Source organism: Pseudomonas putida (assembly GCF_030159595.1).
GTDB classification, from domain to species: Bacteria; Pseudomonadota; Gammaproteobacteria; order Pseudomonadales; family Pseudomonadaceae; genus Aquipseudomonas; species Aquipseudomonas putida_AC.
Window position 1 is genome coordinate 16,214 of record NZ_BSKJ01000012.1, and the last position, 20,507, is coordinate 36,720.

The following is a 20,507-nucleotide window of genomic DNA, read 5'->3' on the forward strand; positions in this document are numbered from 1 at the left end:
GAGGCTCCGTCTCGCCAATTTTTGGCTTTCTTGCAAGACAATAGAGTCGCAAGACAATCAGTGGAGCTAGTAGATGGCAACTATCAACCAGCTGGTACGTCAGCCGCGTAAGCGTTCGGTCGAGAAGTCCGACGTTCCTGCGCTGCAGAACTGCCCGCAACGTCGTGGCGTGTGCACCCGTGTGTACACCACCACGCCGAAAAAACCTAACTCGGCACTGCGTAAAGTATGCCGCGTGCGTCTGACCAACGGTTTCGAGGTTTCCTCGTACATCGGCGGTGAAGGCCACAACCTGCAAGAGCACAGCGTCGTCCTGATCCGTGGCGGCCGTGTAAAAGACTTGCCAGGTGTTCGTTACCACACCGTTCGCGGCTCTCTGGATACTTCGGGCGTTAAAGGCCGTAACCAGGGTCGTTCGAAATACGGTACCAAGCGTCCGAAGTAATCGGCCGTTTGCACATATCCATTTTTTTGAGTCGATAAGAGTAAGGTCGGGCAGGGGTCGAAGACCCACGTCCCGGGCTAACCTGAAGACCGTTTGAGGGCTTATCATGCCAAGACGTCGTGTAGCAGCAAAACGTGAGATTCTGGACGATCCTAAATACGGATCCCAAATCCTCGCCAAGTTCATGAACCATGTGATGGAAAGCGGCAAGAAGGCTGTAGCCGAGCGCATCGTTTACGGTGCCCTGGATACCGTCAAAGCACGCAAGAACAGCGACCCCCTGGAAATCTTCGAGAAAGCTCTCGACGCCATCGCTCCGCTGGTCGAAGTAAAGTCCCGTCGTGTCGGCGGTGCCACTTACCAGGTCCCGGTTGAAGTTCGTCCATCCCGTCGTAACGCTCTGGCAATGCGCTGGCTCGTAGACTACGCCCGCAAGCGCGGCGAGAAGTCGATGGCTCTGCGCCTGGCTGGCGAGCTGCTGGATGCTGCCGAAGGCAAAGGTGCTGCAGTCAAGAAGCGTGAAGACGTTCACCGTATGGCTGAAGCCAACAAAGCGTTCTCGCACTACCGCTTCTAATTCAAGCATCAATCATTTTGCGAGGGCTTTATGGCTCGTACTACAGCAATTAACCGCTACCGTAACATTGGTATCTGTGCCCACGTTGACGCGGGCAAGACCACCACTACCGAGCGGATCCTGTTCTACACAGGTCTGAGCCACAAGATGGGCGAGGTGCATGATGGCGCCGCGACCACCGACTGGATGGTGCAGGAGCAGGAGCGCGGTATCACCATTACCTCCGCTGCCGTTACCACCTTCTGGAAAGGTTCCGTTGGTCAGTACGACAACTACCGCGTAAACGTCATCGATACTCCCGGCCACGTTGACTTCACCATTGAAGTAGAGCGTTCGCTGCGTGTACTCGACGGCGCGGTCGTTGTGTTCTGCGGTACCTCCGGCGTTGAGCCTCAGTCCGAAACCGTATGGCGTCAGGCCAACAAATACGGCGTTCCACGTGTTGTCTACGTGAACAAGATGGACCGTGCCGGTGCAAACTTCCTGCGCGTCGTAGGTCAGATCAAGAACCGTCTGGGTCACACCCCGGTTCCTGTTCAGCTGGCCATCGGTTCGGAAGATAACTTCCAGGGTCAGGTCGACCTGATCAAGATGAAGGCTATCTACTGGAACGACGACGACAAAGGCACCACTTATCGCGAGGAAGAGATTCCTGCCGATATGCTGGAGCTGGCTGAAGAGTGGCGCTCCAACATGGTTGAAGCGGCTGCCGAGTCCAGCGAAGAGCTGATGAACAAGTACCTGGAAGGCGAAGAGCTGACCGTCGAAGAGATCAAAGCCGGTCTGCGCGCGCGCACCCTGGCCAGCGAGATCGTTCCGGCTGTCTGCGGTTCGTCGTTCAAGAACAAGGGCGTTCCCCTGGTTCTCGACGCCGTCATCGACTACCTGCCTGCTCCGACCGAGATCCCTGCAATCCAGGGTATCAACCCGGACGACAAAGAGCTGGACAAAGAAGATCCGGCTGTTCGTAAAGACGTGCGTCACGCTGACGACGACGAGCCGTTCTCGGCTCTGGCGTTCAAGATCGCGACTGACCCGTTCGTGGGTACTCTGACCTTCGTTCGCGTCTACTCGGGCGTTCTGACCTCCGGTGACTCGGTCATCAACTCGGTCAAGGGCAAGAAAGAGCGCGTTGGTCGTATGGTGCAGATGCACGCCAACCAGCGTGAAGAGATCAAAGAAGTTCGCGCTGGCGACATCGCGGCTCTGATCGGCATGAAAGACGTGACCACGGGCGAAACCCTGTGCAACGCCGACAAGCCAATCATCCTCGAGCGCATGGACTTCCCTGAGCCGGTTATTTCGCTCTCCGTTGAGCCGAAAACCAAGGCTGACCAGGAGAAGATGGGTATTGCACTGGGCAAGCTGGCCCAGGAAGACCCGTCGTTCCGCGTCAAGACCGACGAAGAGACTGGTCAGACCATCATCTCGGGTATGGGTGAGCTGCACCTGGACATCCTCGTTGACCGCATGAAGCGCGAGTTCAACGTCGAAGCCAACATCGGCAAGCCGCAGGTTTCGTACCGCGAGAAGATCACCAAGTCCAACGTCGAGATCGAAGGCAAGTTCGTTCGTCAGTCGGGCGGTCGTGGTCAGTTCGGTCACTGCTGGATCCGTTTCTCGGAGCCGGAAGTCGACGAGAAGGGCAACATCACCGAAGGTCTGGTGTTCTCCAACGAAGTCGTTGGTGGTGTGATTCCTAAGGAATTCATCGCCCCGATCCAGAAGGGTATCGAAGAGCAGATGAAGAACGGCGTTGTTGCCGGCTATCCTCTGATCGGCCTGAAGGCCGCGGTATTCGACGGTTCGTACCACGACGTCGACTCCAACGAAATGGCGTTCAAGATCGCTGCTTCGATGGCGACCAAGCAACTGGCCACTAAAGGCGGTGGCGTGGTGCTCGAGCCGATCATGAAGGTCGAAGTTGTAACCCCGGAAGACTACCTGGGTGACGTGATGGGTGACCTGAACCGTCGTCGTGGTCTGGTCCAGGGTATGGATGAGTCGGTCTCTGGCCGTGTCGTCCGCGCTGAAGTTCCGCTCGGAGAAATGTTCGGTTACGCAACCGACGTTCGTTCCATGTCTCAGGGTCGCGCAAGCTACTCCATGGAATTCTCCAAATACGCCGAAGCTCCGTCGAACATCGTCGAAGCACTCGTTAAAAAACAAGGCTAATCCCCTTTAGGCAAGAGGTTCACTGTCGTGGCTAAAGAAAAATTTGATCGTTCCCTTCCCCACGTTAACGTCGGCACTATCGGCCACGTTGACCACGGTAAGACCACTCTGACCGCAGCTCTGACTCGCGTTTGCTCCGAAGTTTTCGGTTCGGCGATCGTTGAGTTCGACAAGATCGACTCGGCTCCGGAAGAAAAAGCGCGCGGTATCACCATCAACACCGCTCACGTTGAGTACAACTCGACCATTCGTCACTACGCTCACGTTGACTGCCCAGGTCACGCTGACTACGTGAAGAACATGATCACCGGTGCTGCCCAGATGGACGGCGCGATCCTGGTTTGCTCGGCCGCCGATGGTCCGATGCCACAAACCCGTGAGCACATCCTGCTGTCCCGTCAGGTAGGCGTTCCGTACATCGTGGTCTTCCTGAACAAGGCTGACCTGGTAGACGACGCTGAGCTGCTGGAACTGGTCGAGATGGAAGTTCGCGACCTGCTGTCCACCTATGACTTCCCAGGCGACGACACTCCGATCATCATCGGTTCCGCTCGTATGGCCCTGGAAGGCAAAGACGACAACGAAATGGGCACTACCGCTGTCAAGAAGCTGGTAGAGACTCTGGACAGCTACATTCCTGAGCCAGTTCGTGCCATCGACCAGCCGTTCCTGATGCCGATCGAAGACGTATTCTCGATCTCGGGTCGTGGTACCGTTGTTACCGGTCGTATCGAGCGTGGTATCGTCCGCGTTCAGGATCCGCTGGAAATCGTTGGTCTGCGTGACACCACCACCACCACCTGCACCGGTGTTGAGATGTTCCGCAAGCTGCTGGACGAAGGTCGTGCTGGCGAGAACTGCGGCGTCCTGCTGCGTGGTACCAAGCGTGACGACGTTGAGCGTGGCCAGGTTCTGGTCAAGCCAGGTTCGGTCAAGCCGCACACCAAGTTCACTGCAGAAGTCTACGTTCTGTCGAAAGAAGAAGGCGGCCGTCACACTCCGTTCTTCAAAGGTTACCGTCCTCAGTTCTACTTCCGTACCACTGACGTGACCGGTAACTGCGAACTGCCGGAAGGCGTTGAAATGGTAATGCCAGGTGACAACATTCAGATGACTGTTACCCTGATCAAGACCATCGCAATGGAAGACGGTCTGCGCTTCGCTATCCGTGAAGGCGGTCGTACCGTCGGCGCCGGCGTCGTAGCAAAAATCATCGAGTAATCACTCGACCGATTGAAAAAACCCCCGCTCAGCGGGGGTTTTTTTTATTGGGTTGACACTAAATGGGGGCGTCTATAGAATCACGCCTCCTTTTAGCGGGCGTAGTGCGTCCGTTGGGAACAGCCTGGAGTCTGAAATCCAATGCAAAATCAGCAAATCCGTATCAGGTTGAAGGCTTTCGACCATCGCCTGATCGACCAATCCACCCAGGAAATCGTGGAAACCGCGAAACGTACTGGTGCACAAGTGCGTGGTCCAATTCCACTGCCTACCCGCAAAGAGCGTTTCACCGTTCTGGTCTCCCCGCACGTCAACAAAGACGCGCGTGATCAGTACGAGATTCGTACTCATAAGCGTGTTCTGGACATCGTCCAGCCAACGGATAAAACCGTTGATGCGCTGATGAAGCTTGATCTGGCGGCAGGTGTGGAAGTACAGATCAGCCTCGGCTAAGACTTCGGTCTAGTCGTGTAACGCTCTGAAATGGGCGGCCATAGCGGGTGAAAGCCCCGTACACTCATGAGGTTTACAACATGACTATTGGTGTAATCGGTCGCAAGTGCGGTATGACCCGCATTTTCACCGAAGAAGGTGTCTCCATTCCGGTCACGGTCATTGAGATCGAGCCGAATCGTGTCACCCAGTTCAAAACTGAAGAAACCGATGGCTACCGTGCAGTGCAAGTCACTGTCGGCGAGCGTCGTGCTTCGCGTGTGACTGCCGCTCAGGCAGGCCACTTCGCCAAGGCTAACGTTGCCGCTGGTCGCGGTGTTTGGGAGTTCCGTCTTGAAGAAGGCGATTTCCAGGCTGGCGATCTGATCAAAGCTGAACTCTTCACTGCAGGCCAGCTGGTAGACGTTACTGGTCAGTCCAAAGGTAAAGGCTTCGCCGGTACCATCAAGCGCTGGAACTTCCGTGGTCAGGACAACACCCACGGTAACTCCGTGTCGCACCGTGTTCCTGGTTCCATCGGCCAGTGCCAGACTCCTGGTCGTGTGTTCAAGGGCAAGAAAATGTCCGGTCACATGGGCGCCGAGCGCGTGACTGTTCAGTCCCTGGAAGTAGTTCGCGTAGACGCTGAACGCAACCTGCTGCTGGTCAAGGGTGCCGTTCCTGGCGCTACTGGCGGCGACGTGGTTGTACGTCCAGCTGTCAAGGCTCGCGGTTAAGGGGAAACTGACATGCAACTCAATGTAAATGACGCTCAGGCGATCGAAGTTTCCGAACTGACTTTCGGTGGCGAATTCAACGAGACGCTGGTACACCAAGCAGTCGTGGCCTACATGGCCGGCGGCCGTCAGGGCACCAAGCAGCAAAAGACCCGTTCCGACGTGGCTGGTGGCGGTAAGCGCCCATGGCGTCAGAAGGGTACTGGCCGTGCTCGTGCTGGTACCACTCGTGGTCCGATCTGGCGTGGCGGTGGTGTAACCTTCGCAGCTCGCCCTCAAGATCACTCGCAAAAGCTCAACAAGAAGATGTACCGCGCAGCCCTGCGCTCCATCCTCGCTGAGCTGGTGCGTAGCGACCGTCTGGTCGTGGTTCAGGACTTCGCTGTTGAAGCACCGAAAACCAAAGATCTGCTGAACAAGCTGAACGGCATGGGTCTGAGCGACGTATTGATCGTTTCCGACGCTGTTGATCAGAACCTGTACCTGGCTGCTCGCAACCTGCCGCACGTCGATGTACGTGACGTACAAGGTTCCGACCCAGTCAGTCTGATCGCATACGAGAAAGTGTTGATCACTGTCTCGGCCGTGAAGAAATTCGAGGAGCTGCTGGGATGAACCAGGAACGCGTATTCAAAGTCCTCCTTGGCCCGCACGTTTCCGAGAAGGCTACCGTTCTGGCTGAGAAAAAAGGCCAGTTCGTATTCAAGGTTGCTACCGATGCAACCAAGCTGGAAATCAAGAAAGCTGTCGAAGGCCTGTTCAACGTAAAAGTTGAAAACGTGTCGACTGTTAACGTTCTGGGTAAAACCAAGCGTACCGCACGTGGTCTGGGCAAGCGTAATGACTGGAAGAAGGCGATCGTCTCCCTTCAGCCAGGCCAAGATCTCGATTTCAGCAGCAGTGCTGAGTAAGGAAGGGGTGCATCATGGCAATCGTTAAATGCAAACCGACTTCCCCTGGCCGCCGTTTCGTGGTCAAGGTGGTCAACAAGGAGCTGCACAAAGGCGCTCCTCACGCACCGCTGCTCGAGAAGAAATCGAAGTCTGGTGGTCGTAACAACAATGGCCGCATTACCACTCGTCACGTTGGTGGTGGTCATAAGCAGCATTACCGTCTGGTCGACTTCCGTCGCAACGACAAAGATGGCATTCCAGCCACTGTCGAGCGTATCGAATACGATCCAAACCGTACTGCTCACATCGCCCTGCTGTGCTACGCAGACGGTGAGCGTCGCTACATCATCGCCCCTAAAGGCGTGAGCGCTGGCGACCAGCTGATCGCAGGTGCCCTGGCCCCAATCAAGGCCGGTAACTCCCTGCAGCTGCGCAACATCCCAGTAGGTAGCACCATTCACGGCGTCGAACTGAAGCCGGGTAAAGGTGCTCAGATCGCTCGTTCCGCTGGTGCTTCGGCTCAGCTGATCGCTCGTGACGGCGTATACGTGACTCTGCGTCTGCGTTCCGGTGAGATGCGTAAAGTACTGGCTGAGTGCCGTGCGACCCTGGGCGAAGTCTCGAACTCCGAGCACAGCCTGCGTTCGCTGGGTAAAGCGGGTGCCAAACGCTGGCGCGGCGTTCGCCCAACCGTTCGTGGTGTTGCCATGAACCCGGTTGACCACCCACATGGTGGTGGTGAAGGTCGTACCTCCGGTGGTCGTCATCCGGTATCGCCATGGGGCTTCCCAACCAAGGGTGCTAAAACCCGTGGTAATAAGCGTACCGACAACATGATCGTCCGTCGTCGCAAGTAACTAGAGGGATACGACAGTGCCACGTTCTCTGAAAAAAGGTCCTTTTATCGATCTTCACCTGCTGAAGAAGATCGAAGTGGCGGTGGAGAAGAACGATCGCAAGCCAGTTAAAACCTGGTCGCGTCGCTCGATGATCCTGCCACAAATGGTCGGTCTGACCATCGCGGTTCACAACGGTCGCCAGCATGTTCCAGTTCTCGTGAACGAAGACATGGTCGGCCACAAACTGGGCGAGTTCGCCGGTACCCGCACCTATCGCGGGCACGTGGCTGACAAGAAAGCCAAGCGTTAAGGGGTAAGGAAATGGAAGTAGCCGCTAAGTTGTCGGGCGCTCGCATCTCCGCCCAGAAAGCCCGCTTGGTCGCCGACCAGATCCGCGGGAAGAAGGTGGGCGAAGCGCTCAACCTGTTGGCCTTCAGCAGCAAAAAAGCCGCTGAAATCATGAAGAAAGTCCTCGAGTCGGCCGTTGCCAACGCCGAACACAACGAAGGCGCAGACGTTGATGACCTGAAGGTCTCCACCGTCTTCGTCAACGAAGGGCGTTCGCTGAAGCGCATCATGCCGCGTGCCAAAGGCCGCGCAGATCGCATCGTCAAGCGGTCTTGCCATATCACTGTCAAGGTTGCGGACAAGTAACGGAGTCGATCAGATGGGTCAGAAAGTACATCCCACTGGCATTCGCCTGGGAATCGTCAAGGAGCACACCTCCGTCTGGTACGCAGACGGTGCTACTTACGCAGATTACCTGTTGAAGGATCTGAAAACGCGTGAGTACCTCCAAGACAAACTAAAAAGCGCGTCCGTAAGCCGTATCGATATTCATCGTCCGGCTCAAACTGCACGCATCACCATCCACACCGCTCGTCCAGGTATCGTTATCGGGAAGAAAGGTGAAGATGTCGAGAAGCTGCGTCAGGACCTGACCAAGCAGATGGGTGTGCCTGTGCACATCAACATCGAAGAGATCCGCAAGCCGGAACTCGACGCCATGCTGGTTGCGCAGAGCGTAGCTCAGCAGCTGGAACGCCGCGTAATGTTCCGTCGCGCCATGAAGCGCGCCGTACAGAACGCCATGCGTATTGGTGCCAAGGGCATCAAGATCCAGGTGAGCGGTCGTCTCGGCGGTGCTGAGATTGCTCGTACCGAGTGGTATCGCGAAGGTCGTGTGCCTCTGCACACCCTGCGTGCCGATATCGACTACAACACCTACGAAGCTCACACCACTTACGGTGTGATCGGTGTGAAGGTTTGGATCTTCAAAGGCGAAGTTATTGGTGGTCGCCAAGAAGAACTGAAACCACAAGCACCAGCGCCTCGTAAAAAAGCTGCTAAGTAAGGGGTACGCCAAATGTTGCAACCAAAGCGTACAAAATTCCGCAAGCAGATGACCGGCCACAACCGTGGTCTGGCACTGCGCGGTAGCAAAGTCAGCTTCGGCGAATTCGCCCTGAAAGCTGTTGCTCGCGGTCGCCTCACCGCTCGCCAGATCGAGTCCGCACGTCGTGCGCTGACCCGTCACGTTAAGCGTGGCGGTAAGATCTGGATCCGTGTGTTCCCGGACAAGCCGATCTCCAAGAAGCCTCTTGAGGTTCGTATGGGTAAAGGTAAGGGCTCCGTGGAATACTGGGTTGCCCAGATCCAGCCAGGCAAAGTCCTGTACGAGATCGAGGGTGTTTCTGAAGAGCTGGCGCGCGAAGCTTTCGCCCTGGCTGCTGCAAAGCTGCCTCTCGCCACCTCCTTTGTTAAGCGGACGGTGATGTGATGAAAGCGAATGAACTTCGTGAAAAATCGGCACAGCAACTGAACGAGCAACTGCTCGGCTTGCTGCGCGACCAGTTCAATCTGCGTATGCAGAAAGCAACTGGCCAGTTGGGGCAGTCGCACCTGCTCTCGCAAGTTAAGCGTGACATCGCTCGCGTGAAAACTGTGCTCAACCAGCAGGCAGGTAAGTGATCATGGCTGAAGCTGAAAAAACCGTCCGTACGCTGACTGGCCGTGTCGTCAGCGACAAAATGGACAAGACCATCACCGTTCTGATCGAGCGTCGCGTAAAGCACCCGATCTACGGTAAATACGTTAAGCGTTCGACTAAGCTGCACGCGCACGACGAAGCCAACCAGTGCAAGATCGGCGACAAGGTTTCCATCCGCGAAACCCGTCCGCTGGCCAAGACCAAGTCCTGGGCACTGGTTGAAGTCCTCGAACGCGCTGTTGAAGTCTAAGGGCTAGGGGTCGGAGAAATTTTATGATTCAGACTCAATCCATGCTCGATGTGGCCGATAACAGCGGCGCTCGTCGCGTCATGTGCATCAAGGTGCTCGGCGGTTCGCACCGCCGTTACGCCGGCATCGGTGACATCATCAAGGTTACCGTCAAGGAAGCAATTCCGCGCGGTAAGGTCAAAAAAGGCCAAGTGATGACTGCTGTTGTCGTGCGCACCCGTCACGGTGTTCGTCGCGCTGACGGTTCCATCATTCGTTTCGACGGCAACGCTGCTGTTCTGCTGAACAACAAGCAAGAGCCGATCGGCACTCGCATCTTCGGGCCAGTGACCCGTGAACTTCGTACTGAGAAGTTCATGAAGATCGTCTCGCTCGCCCCTGAAGTGCTGTAAGGAGATCCGACATGCAAAAGATTCGTCGTGACGACGAGATCATCGTGATCGCCGGCAAAGACAAAGGTAAGCGCGGTAAGGTGCTGAAGGTTCTGGCTGATGACCGTCTGGTCATCGGTGGTGTGAACCTGGTCAAGCGTCATACCAAGCCTAACCCGATGGCGGGCGTACAGGGCGGTATCGTCGAGAAAGAAGCGCCTCTGCACGCTTCCAACGTTGCCATCTTCAACGGCGAAACCAACAAGGCTGACCGCGTTGGTTTCAAAGTAGAAGACGGTAAAAAAATTCGTGTCTTCAAGTCGACCCAAAAAGCGGTTGATGCTTGAACACTGCTAGGTAGAAGACCATGGCACGACTGAAAGAGATTTACCGGAACGAAATCGCTCCTAAGCTTAAGGAAGAACTTAAGCTGTCGAACGTGATGGAAGTTCCGCGCGTTACCAAGATCACCCTGAACATGGGTCTGGGCGAAGCGATCGGCGACAAGAAAGTCATCGAGCACGCTGTTGCCGACCTGGAAAAGATCACCGGTCAAAAGCCGGTCGTGACTTTCGCTCGCAAATCCATCGCTGGCTTCAAAGTCCGCGAAGGCTGGCCGATCGGCGTCAAGGTGACCCTGCGTAGCGACAAGATGTACGAATTCCTGGACCGCCTGCTGGCGATCTCCCTGCCTCGGGTTCGCGACTTCCGCGGCCTGAATGCCAAGTCCTTCGATGGCCGTGGCAACTACAGCATGGGCGTGAAAGAGCAGATCATCTTCCCGGAAATCGATTACGACAAGATCGATGCTCTGCGCGGTTTGGACATCACCCTGACCACCACTGCTCGTTCGGACGACGAAGGCCGCGCTCTGCTGCGTGCTTTCAAGTTCCCGTTCCGCAACTGATTGGAGTAGGAAAATGGCCAAGAAGAGCATGAAAAACCGCGAGCTGAAGCGTCAGCTCACGGTAGCCAAGTTCGCTAAGAAGCGTGCTGAGCTGAAAGCGACCATCGTCAACGTTAACGCCTCTCCAGAAGAGCGTTTCGCTGCCGTTGTCGCTCTGCAGAAGCAGCCACGTGACGCTAGCGCCTCGCGCCTGCGCAACCGTTGCCGCCTGACCGGTCGTCCTCACGGTGTATACCGTAAGTTCGGCCTGGGCCGTAACATGCTGCGTCAAGCTGCAATGCGTGGTGATGTACCAGGTCTGGTCAAGGCCTCCTGGTAATCGCTGCCGGTGTGATCCTGGCGGAAGGGGAGCGATCTTCCGACCGCCGGTGACCTCGCCAACAAACAAGCCCCTATATGGGGCTTGTTTCGTTTCTGCCTTGTGTCTAGAATGACCGGCTCACCTGAGCCTGGGTTTTTGCCCAATCCGCTCGGGTGGTTGTCATAGCCGCAAGGCTAATAATTCTTGTATCAGGAGCATCTAGCCCATGAGTATGCAGGACCCGTTAGCGGACATGCTAACTCGCATCCGTAATGCCCAGATGGCTGAAAAGTCCGTCGTAAGCATGCCTTCCTCTACCCTGAAGGTCGCGGTTGCCAAAGTTCTGAAGGACGAAGGTTACATCGCTGGCTACCAGGTAACTGGTGAGGCCAAGCCTTCCCTGTCGATCGAACTGAAGTACTTCGAAGGCCGTCCGGTCATCGAGGAACTGAAGCGCTCCAGCCGTCCAGGCCTGCGCCAGTACAAGGCCGTCACCGATCTGCCGAAAGTACGTGGCGGTCTGGGCGTGTCTATCGTCTCCACCAACAAAGGTGTGATGACTGATCGCGCTGCGCGCGCTGCCGGTGTCGGCGGCGAAGTTCTGTGCACAGTGTTCTAAGGGGGGATAGACATGTCTCGCGTCGCTAAGAACCCCGTTAAGCTGCCATCCGGTGTCGAAGTCAAATTCGCCGGCCAGCAGCTTTCGGTGAAGGGTGCCAAAGGCACTCTCGAACTGAACGTTCACTCGTCTGTTGAAGTTACCGAAGAGTCTGGTGAGCTGCGTTTCGTTGCTCGCAATGGTGACCAGCAAGCTCGTGCCATGGCCGGTACCACCCGTGCTCTGGTCAACAACATGGTCCAAGGCGTAAGCCAAGGCTTCGAGCGCAAGCTCCAGCTGGTCGGTGTTGGTTACAAGGCACAGGCCAAAGGCACCGTCCTGAACCTGGCCCTGGGCTTCTCTCACCCAGTGGACTACGAACTGCCAGCCGGTATCACCGCTGAAACGCCTAGCCAGACCGACATCCTGATCAAGGGTATCGACAAGCAGCTGGTAGGTCAGGTGGCCGCTGAAATCCGCGACTTCCGTCCGCCAGAGCCTTACAAAGGTAAAGGTGTGCGTTACGCGGACGAAGTAGTCCGTCGTAAAGAAGCCAAGAAGAAGTAGGGCCTAGTAAATGACCGACAAAAAAGTTATTCGACTGCGTCGCGCTCGCAAAGCACGTCTCAAGATGCACGAACTCGAAGTCGTGCGCCTGTGCGTGTTCCGCTCTTCGCAGCACATCTATGCCCAGGTCATTTCGGCCGACGGCAGCAAGGTTCTGGCAAGCGCCTCGACCTTGGACAAAGACCTGCGTGATGGCGCCACTGGCAACATCGACGCGGCCACTAAGGTTGGCAAGCTGGTAGCTGAGCGTGCGAAAGCCGCCGGTGTATCTCAAGTTGCCTTTGACCGTTCCGGCTTCAAGTACCATGGCCGCGTCAAAGCGCTGGCTGATGCTGCTCGTGAAGGCGGGCTGGAGTTCTAAGTTATGGCAAATAACGATCAAAAGCGCGACGAAGGCTACATCGAGAAGCTGGTTCAAGTTAACCGCGTTGCCAAGACCGTAAAAGGCGGCCGTATCTTCACCTTCACCGCGTTGACCGTGGTTGGTGATGGTAAAGGTCGTGTCGGCTTCGGCCGTGGCAAGTCGCGCGAAGTACCAGCCGCGATCCAGAAAGCCATGGAAGCTGCTCGTCGCAACATGATCCAGGTTGACCTGAAGGGCACCACCCTGCAGTACGCCACCAAGGCTGCCCACGGCGCCTCGAAGGTTTACATGCAGCCTGCTTCGGAAGGTACCGGTATCATCGCCGGCGGCGCAATGCGTGCTGTCCTGGAAGTTGCTGGTGTTCAGAACGTTCTGGCCAAGTGCTACGGTTCGACCAACCCAGTGAACGTGGTTTACGCCACCTTCAAGGGTCTGAAAGCCATGCAATCTCCTGAATCCATTGCTGCCAAGCGCGGCAAGAGCGTCGAGGAGATCTTCTGATCATGGCAACCGTAAAAGTAACGCTGATCAAGAGCGTCTCGGGCCGTCTGCCTAACCACAAGCTGTGTGTTAAAGGCCTGGGTCTGCGTCGCATCGGTCACACTGTAGAAGTCCAGGATACTCCCGAGAACCGCGGGATGATCAACAAGGCTTACTACATGCTGAAGGTCGAGGGCTAATCGATGAAACTCAATGATCTGAGTCCAGCGCCGGGTTCCCGTCGCGAAAAGCATCGTCCAGGTCGTGGTATCGGTAGCGGTCTGGGTAAGACCGGCGGCCGTGGCCACAAAGGTCAGACCTCCCGTTCGGGTGGTTCGATCGCTCCTGGCTTCGAAGGCGGTCAACAGCCGCTGCACCGTCGTCTGCCGAAGTTCGGCTTCGTTTCCCTGAAAGCCATGGACCGCGCCGAAGTGCGTCTGTCCGAGCTGGCCAAGGTGGAAGGCGACGTGATCTCCGTGCAATCCCTGAAGGATGCCAACGTGATCAACCAGCACATTCAGCGTGTGAAAATCATGCTGTCTGGCGAAGTTACTCGCGCAGTCACCATCAAGGGCATCGCAGCCACCAAGGGTGCGCGTGCGGCTATCGAAGCAGCTGGCGGCAAATTCGAGGAATAAATGGCTAAGCAAGGTGCTCTCTCTTCGCTCGGTAAGGGCGGGATGTCGGAACTCTGGGCTCGTCTGCGCTTTCTGTTCATGGCGATCATCGTCTATCGGATAGGTGCGCATATCCCGGTTCCTGGCATCAATCCGGACCGTCTGGCGGATCTGTTTCGGCAGAATGAGGGGACCATTCTTAGCTTGTTCAACATGTTTTCTGGTGGCGCGCTTGAGCGCATGAGCATCTTTGCACTGGGGATCATGCCGTACATCTCGGCATCGATCATCATGCAGCTGATGACGGCGGTCAGCCCGCAACTGGAGCAGTTGAAGAAGGAAGGTGAAGCTGGCCGTCGCAAGATCAGCCAGTACACCCGCTACGGCACCGTTATCCTGGCACTGGTTCAAGCCATTGGCATGTCCATTGGCCTGGCCAACCAGGGCGTGGCGTTTTCTGTGGGCCTGGGCTTCCATGTCGTCGCCGTCTCCACCTTCGTGGCAGGCGCGATGTTCATGATGTGGCTGGGCGAGCAGATCACCGAGCGCGGTGTGGGCAACGGTATCTCGATGTTGATCTTCGCAGGTATCGTTGCCGGTCTTCCGAGAGCAATCGGGCAGTCTTTCGAGTCTGCACGCACAGGCGATATCAATATTTTCGCCCTGGTCGCTATCGGTTTGCTGGCAGTAGCGATTATCGGTTTCGTGGTGTTCATTGAGCGTGGTCAACGTCGTATCGCCGTTCACTACGCCAAGCGTCAGCAGGGCCGTAAGGTCTTCGCTGCGCAGACCAGCCACTTGCCGTTGAAGGTGAACATGGCAGGGGTTATCCCGGCCATTTTCGCGAGCAGCATTTTGCTGTTCCCGGCTTCGCTGGGTGCCTGGTTCGGTCAGTCCGAAGGTATGGGCTGGCTGCAGGACATCTCGCAGTCGATCGCTCCTGGTCAGCCGTTGAACATTCTGCTGTTTAGTGCGGGGATCATTTTCTTCTGCTTCTTCTACACAGCATTGATGTTCAACCCGAAAGACGTAGCGGAAAACCTGAAGAAGTCCGGTGCCTTTATTCCGGGTATCCGTCCTGGTGAGCAGTCGGCACGCTACATTGATGGCGTTCTGACCCGTTTGACCATGTTCGGTGCTCTTTACATGATGGCCGTCTGCCTTCTGCCCCAGTTCCTGGTGGTGGCAGCAAATGTGCCGTTCTACCTTGGCGGGACCTCGTTGCTGATTGTGGTAGTGGTTGTGATGGACTTCATGTCCCAAGTACAATCGCACCTCGTTTCGCACCAGTACGAATCCCTGATGAAGAAAGCCAACCTGAAAGGCTACGGTGGCAGCGGTCTGCTGCGCTGATACGCCCCTAAGGTTCGAGGAGTCGGTAATGAAAGTTCGTGCATCGGTGAAAAAGCTGTGCCGTAACTGCAAGATCATCCGTCGCGAAGGCGTCGTTCGAGTGATCTGCAGCGCGGAACCGCGTCACAAACAGCGCCAAGGCTGAGTGTGATCTGCGCTTCAAACCCAGCAGCTAGTGTGCTGCTGGGTTGATTATTCGTTTCTACAGCGATATTATCTCGCGCCCTATTTCTTGGCTTCCGGGGCGTAGGTAGCTGTCAATTGGAGTCCCACTGAATGGCCCGTATTGCAGGCGTCAACATTCCAGATAACAAGCATACTGTTATCTCGCTGACCTACATCTATGGTGTCGGTCGCACAACTGCACAGAAGATCTGTGCAGACGCTGGTGTAAACCCAGCCGCTAAGATCAAGGATCTGAGCGACGAGCAAATCGAAACCCTGCGTGGCGAAGTCGCGAAGTTCACCACCGAAGGTGACCTGCGTCGTGACATCAACATGAAGATCAAGCGCTTGATGGACCTGGGTTGCTACCGCGGCCTGCGTCATCGTAAAGGTCTGCCGGTTCGCGGTCAGCGCACCAAGACCAACGCACGCACCCGTAAGGGCCCGCGTAAGCCGATCCGCAAGTAACCGCCCAGGAATATAGACATGGCAAAACCTGCTGCTCGTCCTCGTAAGAAAGTCAAAAAGACAGTGGTTGATGGCATCGCCCACATCCATGCCTCTTTCAACAACACCATCGTGACCATCACCGACCGTCAGGGCAATGCGTTGTCCTGGGCGACCTCCGGTGGTTCGGGTTTCCGTGGTTCGCGCAAATCCACCCCGTTCGCAGCTCAGATCGCTGCTGAGCGTGCTGGTCAAGCTGCGCTGGAATACGGTCTGAAGAACCTCGACGTTAACGTCAAGGGTCCAGGTCCAGGTCGTGAGTCCGCCGTTCGTGCATTGAACAGCTGCGGCTACAAGATCGCCAGCATCACCGACGTGACGCCTATCCCGCATAACGGGTGCCGTCCGCCGAAGAAGCGTCGCGTGTAATCAGGAGACAGAAGAATGGCACGTTACATTGGTCCAAAATGCAAACTGTCTCGTCGTGAAGGCACCGATCTGTTCCTGAAGAGCGGCGTTCGCGCTCTGGAATCGAAGTGCAACATCGAAGCAGCCCCAGGTATCCACGGCCAGCGCCGTGGCCGTCAGTCCGACTACGGCACCCAGCTGCGTGAGAAACAAAAAGTCCGTCGTATCTACGGTGTACTGGAGCGTCAGTTCCGCGGTTACTACCAGGCTGCAGCCTCGAAAAAAGGCGCAACCGGTGAGAACCTGCTGCAACTGCTCGAGTGCCGTCTGGATAACGTCGTCTACCGTATGGGCTTCGGCTCGACTCGTTCCGAGTCCCGTCAGCTGGTTTCGCACAAAGCGATCAGCGTCAACGGTAAGACTGTAAACATTCCATCCTACCAAGTTCGTCCGGGTGACGTGGTCGCGGTCCGCGAGAAGTCGCTGGCCCAGCTGCGCATTGTTCAAGCCCTTGAACTGTGCGCCCAGCGTGGCCGCGTTGAGTGGGTTGACGTGGATGCTGCTAAAAAGTCGGGCGTTTTCAAGAACGTTCCTGCTCGCAGCGACCTGTCTGCCGACATCAACGAAAACCTGATTGTCGAGCTCTACTCCAAGTAAGGGCTAGAAAATAGGTGCATCCATGCAGATTTCGGTAAATGAGTTCCTGACTCCCCGCCACATTGATGTGCAGGTAGTCAGTCCGACCCGCGCCAAGATTACGCTCGAGCCTCTCGAGCGTGGTTTCGGCCATACCCTGGGCAACGCGCTGCGCCGCATCCTGTTGTCCTCCATGCCTGGCTGTGCAGTAGTCGAGGCCGAGATCGATGGCGTACTCCATGAGTACTCCGCGATCGAAGGTGTTCAGGAAGACGTAATTGAAATCCTGTTGAACCTGAAAGGCCTGGCTATCAAACTGCACGGTCGTGACGAAGTTACGCTGACCTTGTCGAAAAAGGGTTCGGGGGTGGTTACCGCTGCCGATATTCAGCTGGATCACGATGTCGAGATCGTCAACCCCGATCACGTAATCGCGAACCTGGCGTCGAACGGCGCCCTGAACATGAAGCTCACTGTAGCTCGTGGTCGTGGTTACGAGCCGGCCGACTCCCGTCAAACCGACGAAGACGAAAGCCGTAGCATTGGCCGTCTGCAGTTGGACGCTTCGTTCAGCCCGGTGCGTCGTATCGCCTATGTGGTCGAGAACGCCCGTGTTGAACAGCGTACCAACTTGGACAAGCTGGTCATTGATCTGGAAACCAACGGCACCCTGGATCCTGAAGAGGCTATCCGCCGCGCTGCGACCATCCTGCAACAGCAGCTGGCCGCGTTCGTCGACCTCAAAGGTGACAGCGAGCCTGTCGTAGTCGAGCAGGAAGACGAGATCGATCCGATCCTGCTGCGTCCGGTTGACGACCTGGAACTGACTGTACGTTCGGCCAACTGCCTCAAGGCGGAGAACATCTACTACATCGGCGACCTGATTCAGCGTACCGAAGTAGAGCTGTTGAAGACTCCTAACCTGGGCAAGAAGTCCCTGACTGAAATCAAGGACGTCCTGGCCTCTCGTGGTCTGTCTCTCGGCATGCGCCTCGACAACTGGCCGCCTGCAAGTCTTAAGAAAGACGACAAGGCGACCGCCTGATCGTCGTAATCACCGAACGTAGTGTTTGGTAAGGAATGAATCATGCGTCATCGTAAAAGTGGACGTCACCTGAGCCGTACCAGCTCTCACCGCAAGGCTATGTTCCAGAACATGGCAGTGTCGTTGATCGAGCACGAGCTGATCAAAACCACCCTGCCGAAAGCCAAGGAACTGCGCCGCGTTGCCGAGCCGCTGATCACCCTGGCCAAGGAAGACAGCGTTGCTAACCGCCGTCTGGCCTTCGACCGTACCCGTTCGAAGTCCGCTGTTGGCAAACTGTTCAACGACCTGGGCAAGCGTTACGCCACCCGTCAGGGCGGCTACCTGCGCATCCTGAAGTGCGGTTTCCGCGCTGGCGACAACGCGCCTATGGCGTATGTCGAGCTGGTTGATCGTCCGGTCGGCGGTGCTGTAGAAGCTGCTGAGTAAGACGTTCTGTCTGCTACAAAGAACCGGGCCTAGTGCCCGGTTTTTTGTTTCTGTATGCATTGTTAATTTCTATTGATTCAAGTCATGTAATGAATTTGTCCCTGTAGCCTTGCTCGACAATACTCTCTCCGTAGCCGATTAGCCGGCGCTTGAAGACCGATAAGGAGAGCCCATGAGCAAGATTCTCACCACCGCCAGCGGTGCACCTGTAGCCGACAACCAGAATTCCCGATCTGCCGGCCCACGCGGCCCGTTGCTGCTCGACGACTTCCACCTGATCGAGAAGCTTGCCCACTTCAACCGCGAGAACATTCCAGAGCGCCGTGTACACGCCAAGGGCTCGGGCGCCTACGGCACCTTTACCGTCACCCGCGATATCACCGATTACACCAGCGCCAGGCTTTTCGAGCAGGTTGGCAAGCAGACCGAGACCTTCCTGCGCTTCTCTACCGTCGGTGGCGAGCGAGGCTCGGCAGATACCGAGCGCGACCCACGCGGCTTTGCGGTCAAGTTCTACACCGAGGAAGGCAACTGGGACATCGTCGGTAACAACACGCCCGTGTTCTTCATTCGGGACCCGCTCAAGTTCCCGGACTTTATCCACACCCAGAAACGTCACCCGCAATCCAATTTGAAGAACGCCCAGATGATGTGGGACTTCTGGTCGCACTCGCCCGAGGCGCTGCACCAGGTCACCATCCTGTTCTCGGATCGAGGTATTCCGGACGGCTATCGCCACATGCACGGCTTTGGCAGTCACACCTACAGTTTGATCAATGCCAAGGGTGAGCGCACTTGGGTCAAATGGCATTTCAAGACCCAGCAAGGCATCAAGAACCTCGCCCCGGCCGATGCTGCACGCCTGGCGGGCACTGACCCCGACTACGCTCAGCGCGACCTGTTCGAGGCTATCGAGCGTGGCGACTACCCCCGTTGGACCGTATGCATTCAGGTGATGAGCGAAGCCGAGGCTGCCAACCGCGAGGAGAACCCTTTCGACGTCACCAAGACCTGGTCGCAGAAGGACTATCCGCTGATCGAGGTGGGCGTGCTGGAGCTTAACCGTAACCCGCTCAACTATTTCGCCGAAGTCGAGCAGGCTGCGTTCGGGCCAAGCAATATGGTGCCAGGGGTCGGCCTGTCGCCCGACCGCATGTTGCAAGGCCGCGTATTCGCCTATGCAGACGCACACCGCTACCGAGTGGGTACCAACCACCAGCAGTTGTCGGTAAATGCGCCACGCTGCCCGGTCAACAGCTACCAGCGCGATGGCTCCATGGCCACGCGTAGTTACGGCAGTGCACCGAACTACGAGCCCAACAGCTACGCTGAGGCGCCGAAGCAGTCGCCACGCCATGCTGAGCCTGCGCTGGCCCTGAATGGATCGGCGGACCGTTACGATCACCGAGAGGACACCGATTACTTCAGCCACGCCGGGGCGCTGTTCCGACTGATGAATGACGAGCAGAAGGCACTGCTGATCAGCAACATCGCCGGAACCATGGCAGGAGTGAGCGAAGACGTCATCCAGCGCCAGTTGCAGTACTTCTTCAAGGCCGACCCGGCCTATGGCGAAGGGATTGCCAAGGCCTTGGGCATCAATCTCGCCTAAGTCGAAGTGATAAGAAGAACCGCCCTCATTTGGGCGGTTTTTCAATGAATATCACTACTGTTTAACCGATTTTTTGCTTCTAATTGCGCGTTTTTCAGTGACCGTAGGCAAAAGCTGGTTCACACTATGTGGCATAGACGTTTTCACATGGAGAATCAGGGCGATGCAAGGCCACCCGGACGTAATCAACTACCTCGTCACGCTGCTGAAGGGCGAACTGGCGGCACGCGACCAGTACTTCATTCATTCGCGCATGTACGAAGACTGGGGCCTGTCCAAGCTCTACGAGCGCATCAACCACGAGATGGAAGAAGAGACGCAGCACGCTGATGCCCTGATGCGTCGTATCCTCATGCTCGAAGGTACCCCAGATATGCGTGCGGACGACCTGGAAGTCGGTAGCACCGTGCCGGAAATGATCGAGGCTGACCTCAAGCTCGAATACAAGGTGCGCGGTGCGCTGTGCAAAGGCATCGAACTGTGCGAACTGCACAAGGACTACATCAGCCGTGACATCCTGCGTGCGCAGTTGGCCGATACTGAAGAAGATCACACCTACTGGCTGGAGAAGCAGCAGGGCCTGATCAAGGCCATTGGCCTGGAAAACTACCTGCAGTCGCAGATGTAAGTTATCCACAGACTCAAGAA

The 20,507-nt window shown here is 56.5% G+C and carries 34 protein-coding genes; all 34 read left to right on the top strand.

Annotated elements, in window-relative coordinates; genetic code table 11:
* Positions 1 to 73 precede the first annotated feature (73 nt).
* The 34 genes from rpsL to bfr all read left to right on the top strand — a co-directional run bounded on the left by rpsL (position 74) and on the right by bfr (position 20,487).
* Positions 74 to 445: a 30S ribosomal protein S12 gene (gene rpsL / locus QQL85_RS22635; RefSeq protein WP_003255492.1), complete on the top strand. Its 372-nt coding sequence runs from the start codon at positions 74 to 76 to the stop codon at positions 443 to 445.
* A gap of 106 nt (positions 446 to 551) precedes the next feature.
* Entirely contained in the window at positions 552 to 1,022 is a 471-nt protein-coding gene (gene rpsG / locus QQL85_RS22640; RefSeq protein WP_003246741.1) for a 30S ribosomal protein S7, read from the top strand.
* Between the two features lie 30 nt (positions 1,023 to 1,052).
* Positions 1,053 to 3,197: an elongation factor G gene (fusA, locus tag QQL85_RS22645; RefSeq protein ID WP_284356810.1), complete on the top strand. Its 2,145-nt coding sequence runs from the start codon at positions 1,053 to 1,055 to the stop codon at positions 3,195 to 3,197.
* Between the two features lie 27 nt (positions 3,198 to 3,224).
* The gene (gene tuf, locus QQL85_RS22650) at positions 3,225 to 4,418 is read left to right on the top strand and encodes an elongation factor Tu (protein WP_003255489.1); all 1,194 of its coding nucleotides are present in this window, start codon (positions 3,225 to 3,227) and stop codon (positions 4,416 to 4,418) included.
* A gap of 141 nt (positions 4,419 to 4,559) precedes the next feature.
* Positions 4,560 to 4,871 (top strand): 30S ribosomal protein S10, encoded by a 312-nt coding sequence (gene rpsJ, locus QQL85_RS22655; protein WP_003186070.1) that lies wholly within the window; start codon positions 4,560 to 4,562, stop codon positions 4,869 to 4,871.
* Between the two features lie 80 nt (positions 4,872 to 4,951).
* Positions 4,952 to 5,587, top strand: coding sequence for a 50S ribosomal protein L3 (rplC, locus tag QQL85_RS22660; protein WP_003257089.1), 636 nt, complete (start codon positions 4,952 to 4,954; stop codon positions 5,585 to 5,587).
* 12 nt (positions 5,588 to 5,599) lie between these two features.
* Entirely contained in the window at positions 5,600 to 6,202 is a 603-nt protein-coding gene (rplD, locus tag QQL85_RS22665) for a 50S ribosomal protein L4 (protein ID WP_003255485.1), read from the top strand.
* Positions 6,199 to 6,498, top strand: a complete 300-nt coding sequence (gene rplW / locus QQL85_RS22670) for a 50S ribosomal protein L23 (RefSeq protein WP_003255484.1) — start codon at positions 6,199 to 6,201, stop codon at positions 6,496 to 6,498. Before rplD ends, rplW begins: the two co-directional genes overlap by 4 nt.
* A gap of 14 nt (positions 6,499 to 6,512) precedes the next feature.
* Positions 6,513 to 7,337, top strand: a complete 825-nt coding sequence (rplB, locus tag QQL85_RS22675; RefSeq protein WP_008089816.1) for a 50S ribosomal protein L2 — start codon at positions 6,513 to 6,515, stop codon at positions 7,335 to 7,337.
* Between the two features lie 16 nt (positions 7,338 to 7,353).
* The gene (gene rpsS, locus QQL85_RS22680) at positions 7,354 to 7,629 is read left to right on the top strand and encodes a 30S ribosomal protein S19 (RefSeq protein ID WP_010486981.1); all 276 of its coding nucleotides are present in this window, start codon (positions 7,354 to 7,356) and stop codon (positions 7,627 to 7,629) included.
* 11 nt (positions 7,630 to 7,640) lie between these two features.
* Entirely contained in the window at positions 7,641 to 7,973 is a 333-nt protein-coding gene (gene rplV / locus QQL85_RS22685) for a 50S ribosomal protein L22 (RefSeq protein WP_003103908.1), read from the top strand.
* A 13-nt stretch (positions 7,974 to 7,986) separates the two neighbouring features.
* Positions 7,987 to 8,673, top strand: a complete 687-nt coding sequence (gene rpsC, locus QQL85_RS22690) for a 30S ribosomal protein S3 (protein WP_003255481.1) — start codon at positions 7,987 to 7,989, stop codon at positions 8,671 to 8,673.
* 12 nt (positions 8,674 to 8,685) lie between these two features.
* Positions 8,686 to 9,099: a 50S ribosomal protein L16 gene (rplP, locus tag QQL85_RS22695; RefSeq protein WP_003255479.1), complete on the top strand. Its 414-nt coding sequence runs from the start codon at positions 8,686 to 8,688 to the stop codon at positions 9,097 to 9,099.
* The gene (rpmC, locus tag QQL85_RS22700) at positions 9,099 to 9,290 is read left to right on the top strand and encodes a 50S ribosomal protein L29 (RefSeq protein WP_002555481.1); all 192 of its coding nucleotides are present in this window, start codon (positions 9,099 to 9,101) and stop codon (positions 9,288 to 9,290) included. Before rplP ends, rpmC begins: the two co-directional genes overlap by 1 nt.
* A 2-nt stretch (positions 9,291 to 9,292) precedes the next feature.
* Positions 9,293 to 9,559, top strand: coding sequence for a 30S ribosomal protein S17 (gene rpsQ, locus QQL85_RS22705; RefSeq protein ID WP_003255478.1), 267 nt, complete (start codon positions 9,293 to 9,295; stop codon positions 9,557 to 9,559).
* 23 nt (positions 9,560 to 9,582) lie between these two features.
* Positions 9,583 to 9,951 carry a 50S ribosomal protein L14 gene (rplN, locus tag QQL85_RS22710; protein ID WP_002555479.1) on the top strand — a complete coding sequence of 123 codons (369 nt, stop codon included), beginning with the start codon at positions 9,583 to 9,585 and terminating at the stop codon, positions 9,949 to 9,951.
* An 11-nt stretch (positions 9,952 to 9,962) separates the two neighbouring features.
* Positions 9,963 to 10,277 (top strand): 50S ribosomal protein L24, encoded by a 315-nt coding sequence (rplX, locus tag QQL85_RS22715; RefSeq protein ID WP_003255476.1) that lies wholly within the window; start codon positions 9,963 to 9,965, stop codon positions 10,275 to 10,277.
* Positions 10,278 to 10,297: 20 nt separating this feature from the next.
* Complete coding sequence (gene rplE / locus QQL85_RS22720; protein ID WP_003255474.1) at positions 10,298 to 10,837, top strand: 50S ribosomal protein L5; 540 nt, start codon at positions 10,298 to 10,300, stop codon at positions 10,835 to 10,837.
* A 13-nt stretch (positions 10,838 to 10,850) separates the two neighbouring features.
* On the top strand, positions 10,851 to 11,156 hold the full coding sequence (rpsN, locus tag QQL85_RS22725) for a 30S ribosomal protein S14 (RefSeq protein ID WP_009681970.1): 306 nt from the start codon (positions 10,851 to 10,853) through the stop codon (positions 11,154 to 11,156).
* Positions 11,157 to 11,364: 208 nt separating this feature from the next.
* Complete coding sequence (rpsH, locus tag QQL85_RS22730) at positions 11,365 to 11,757, top strand: 30S ribosomal protein S8 (RefSeq protein ID WP_003255471.1); 393 nt, start codon at positions 11,365 to 11,367, stop codon at positions 11,755 to 11,757.
* Between the two features lie 12 nt (positions 11,758 to 11,769).
* Complete coding sequence (gene rplF / locus QQL85_RS22735) at positions 11,770 to 12,303, top strand: 50S ribosomal protein L6 (RefSeq protein WP_003255469.1); 534 nt, start codon at positions 11,770 to 11,772, stop codon at positions 12,301 to 12,303.
* Positions 12,304 to 12,313: 10 nt separating this feature from the next.
* Entirely contained in the window at positions 12,314 to 12,664 is a 351-nt protein-coding gene (rplR, locus tag QQL85_RS22740; RefSeq protein ID WP_003255467.1) for a 50S ribosomal protein L18, read from the top strand.
* A 3-nt stretch (positions 12,665 to 12,667) separates the two neighbouring features.
* Positions 12,668 to 13,168, top strand: coding sequence for a 30S ribosomal protein S5 (gene rpsE / locus QQL85_RS22745; protein ID WP_003255465.1), 501 nt, complete (start codon positions 12,668 to 12,670; stop codon positions 13,166 to 13,168).
* A 2-nt stretch (positions 13,169 to 13,170) separates the two neighbouring features.
* Positions 13,171 to 13,347 carry a 50S ribosomal protein L30 gene (rpmD, locus tag QQL85_RS22750; RefSeq protein ID WP_003255463.1) on the top strand — a complete coding sequence of 59 codons (177 nt, stop codon included), beginning with the start codon at positions 13,171 to 13,173 and terminating at the stop codon, positions 13,345 to 13,347.
* A gap of 3 nt (positions 13,348 to 13,350) precedes the next feature.
* Positions 13,351 to 13,785, top strand: coding sequence for a 50S ribosomal protein L15 (rplO, locus tag QQL85_RS22755; protein WP_003255461.1), 435 nt, complete (start codon positions 13,351 to 13,353; stop codon positions 13,783 to 13,785).
* Complete coding sequence (gene secY / locus QQL85_RS22760; RefSeq protein WP_003257108.1) at positions 13,786 to 15,117, top strand: preprotein translocase subunit SecY; 1,332 nt, start codon at positions 13,786 to 13,788, stop codon at positions 15,115 to 15,117.
* Between the two features lie 28 nt (positions 15,118 to 15,145).
* Entirely contained in the window at positions 15,146 to 15,262 is a 117-nt protein-coding gene (rpmJ, locus tag QQL85_RS22765; protein ID WP_002555468.1) for a 50S ribosomal protein L36, read from the top strand.
* Positions 15,263 to 15,393: 131 nt separating this feature from the next.
* Positions 15,394 to 15,750, top strand: coding sequence for a 30S ribosomal protein S13 (gene rpsM / locus QQL85_RS22770; RefSeq protein WP_003255457.1), 357 nt, complete (start codon positions 15,394 to 15,396; stop codon positions 15,748 to 15,750).
* Positions 15,751 to 15,768: 18 nt separating this feature from the next.
* Complete coding sequence (rpsK, locus tag QQL85_RS22775; RefSeq protein WP_003255454.1) at positions 15,769 to 16,158, top strand: 30S ribosomal protein S11; 390 nt, start codon at positions 15,769 to 15,771, stop codon at positions 16,156 to 16,158.
* A 15-nt stretch (positions 16,159 to 16,173) separates the two neighbouring features.
* Positions 16,174 to 16,794 carry a 30S ribosomal protein S4 gene (gene rpsD / locus QQL85_RS22780; RefSeq protein WP_012270238.1) on the top strand — a complete coding sequence of 207 codons (621 nt, stop codon included), beginning with the start codon at positions 16,174 to 16,176 and terminating at the stop codon, positions 16,792 to 16,794.
* Positions 16,795 to 16,816: 22 nt separating this feature from the next.
* Positions 16,817 to 17,818, top strand: a complete 1,002-nt coding sequence (locus QQL85_RS22785; RefSeq protein ID WP_003255452.1) for a DNA-directed RNA polymerase subunit alpha — start codon at positions 16,817 to 16,819, stop codon at positions 17,816 to 17,818.
* Positions 17,819 to 17,860: 42 nt separating this feature from the next.
* Positions 17,861 to 18,247, top strand: coding sequence for a 50S ribosomal protein L17 (gene rplQ, locus QQL85_RS22790; RefSeq protein ID WP_003255451.1), 387 nt, complete (start codon positions 17,861 to 17,863; stop codon positions 18,245 to 18,247).
* A gap of 172 nt (positions 18,248 to 18,419) precedes the next feature.
* The gene (locus QQL85_RS22795) at positions 18,420 to 19,859 is read left to right on the top strand and encodes a catalase (protein ID WP_284356809.1); all 1,440 of its coding nucleotides are present in this window, start codon (positions 18,420 to 18,422) and stop codon (positions 19,857 to 19,859) included.
* Between the two features lie 163 nt (positions 19,860 to 20,022).
* The gene (gene bfr / locus QQL85_RS22800) at positions 20,023 to 20,487 is read left to right on the top strand and encodes a bacterioferritin (RefSeq protein WP_003257116.1); all 465 of its coding nucleotides are present in this window, start codon (positions 20,023 to 20,025) and stop codon (positions 20,485 to 20,487) included.
* Positions 20,488 to 20,507 lie beyond the last annotated feature (20 nt).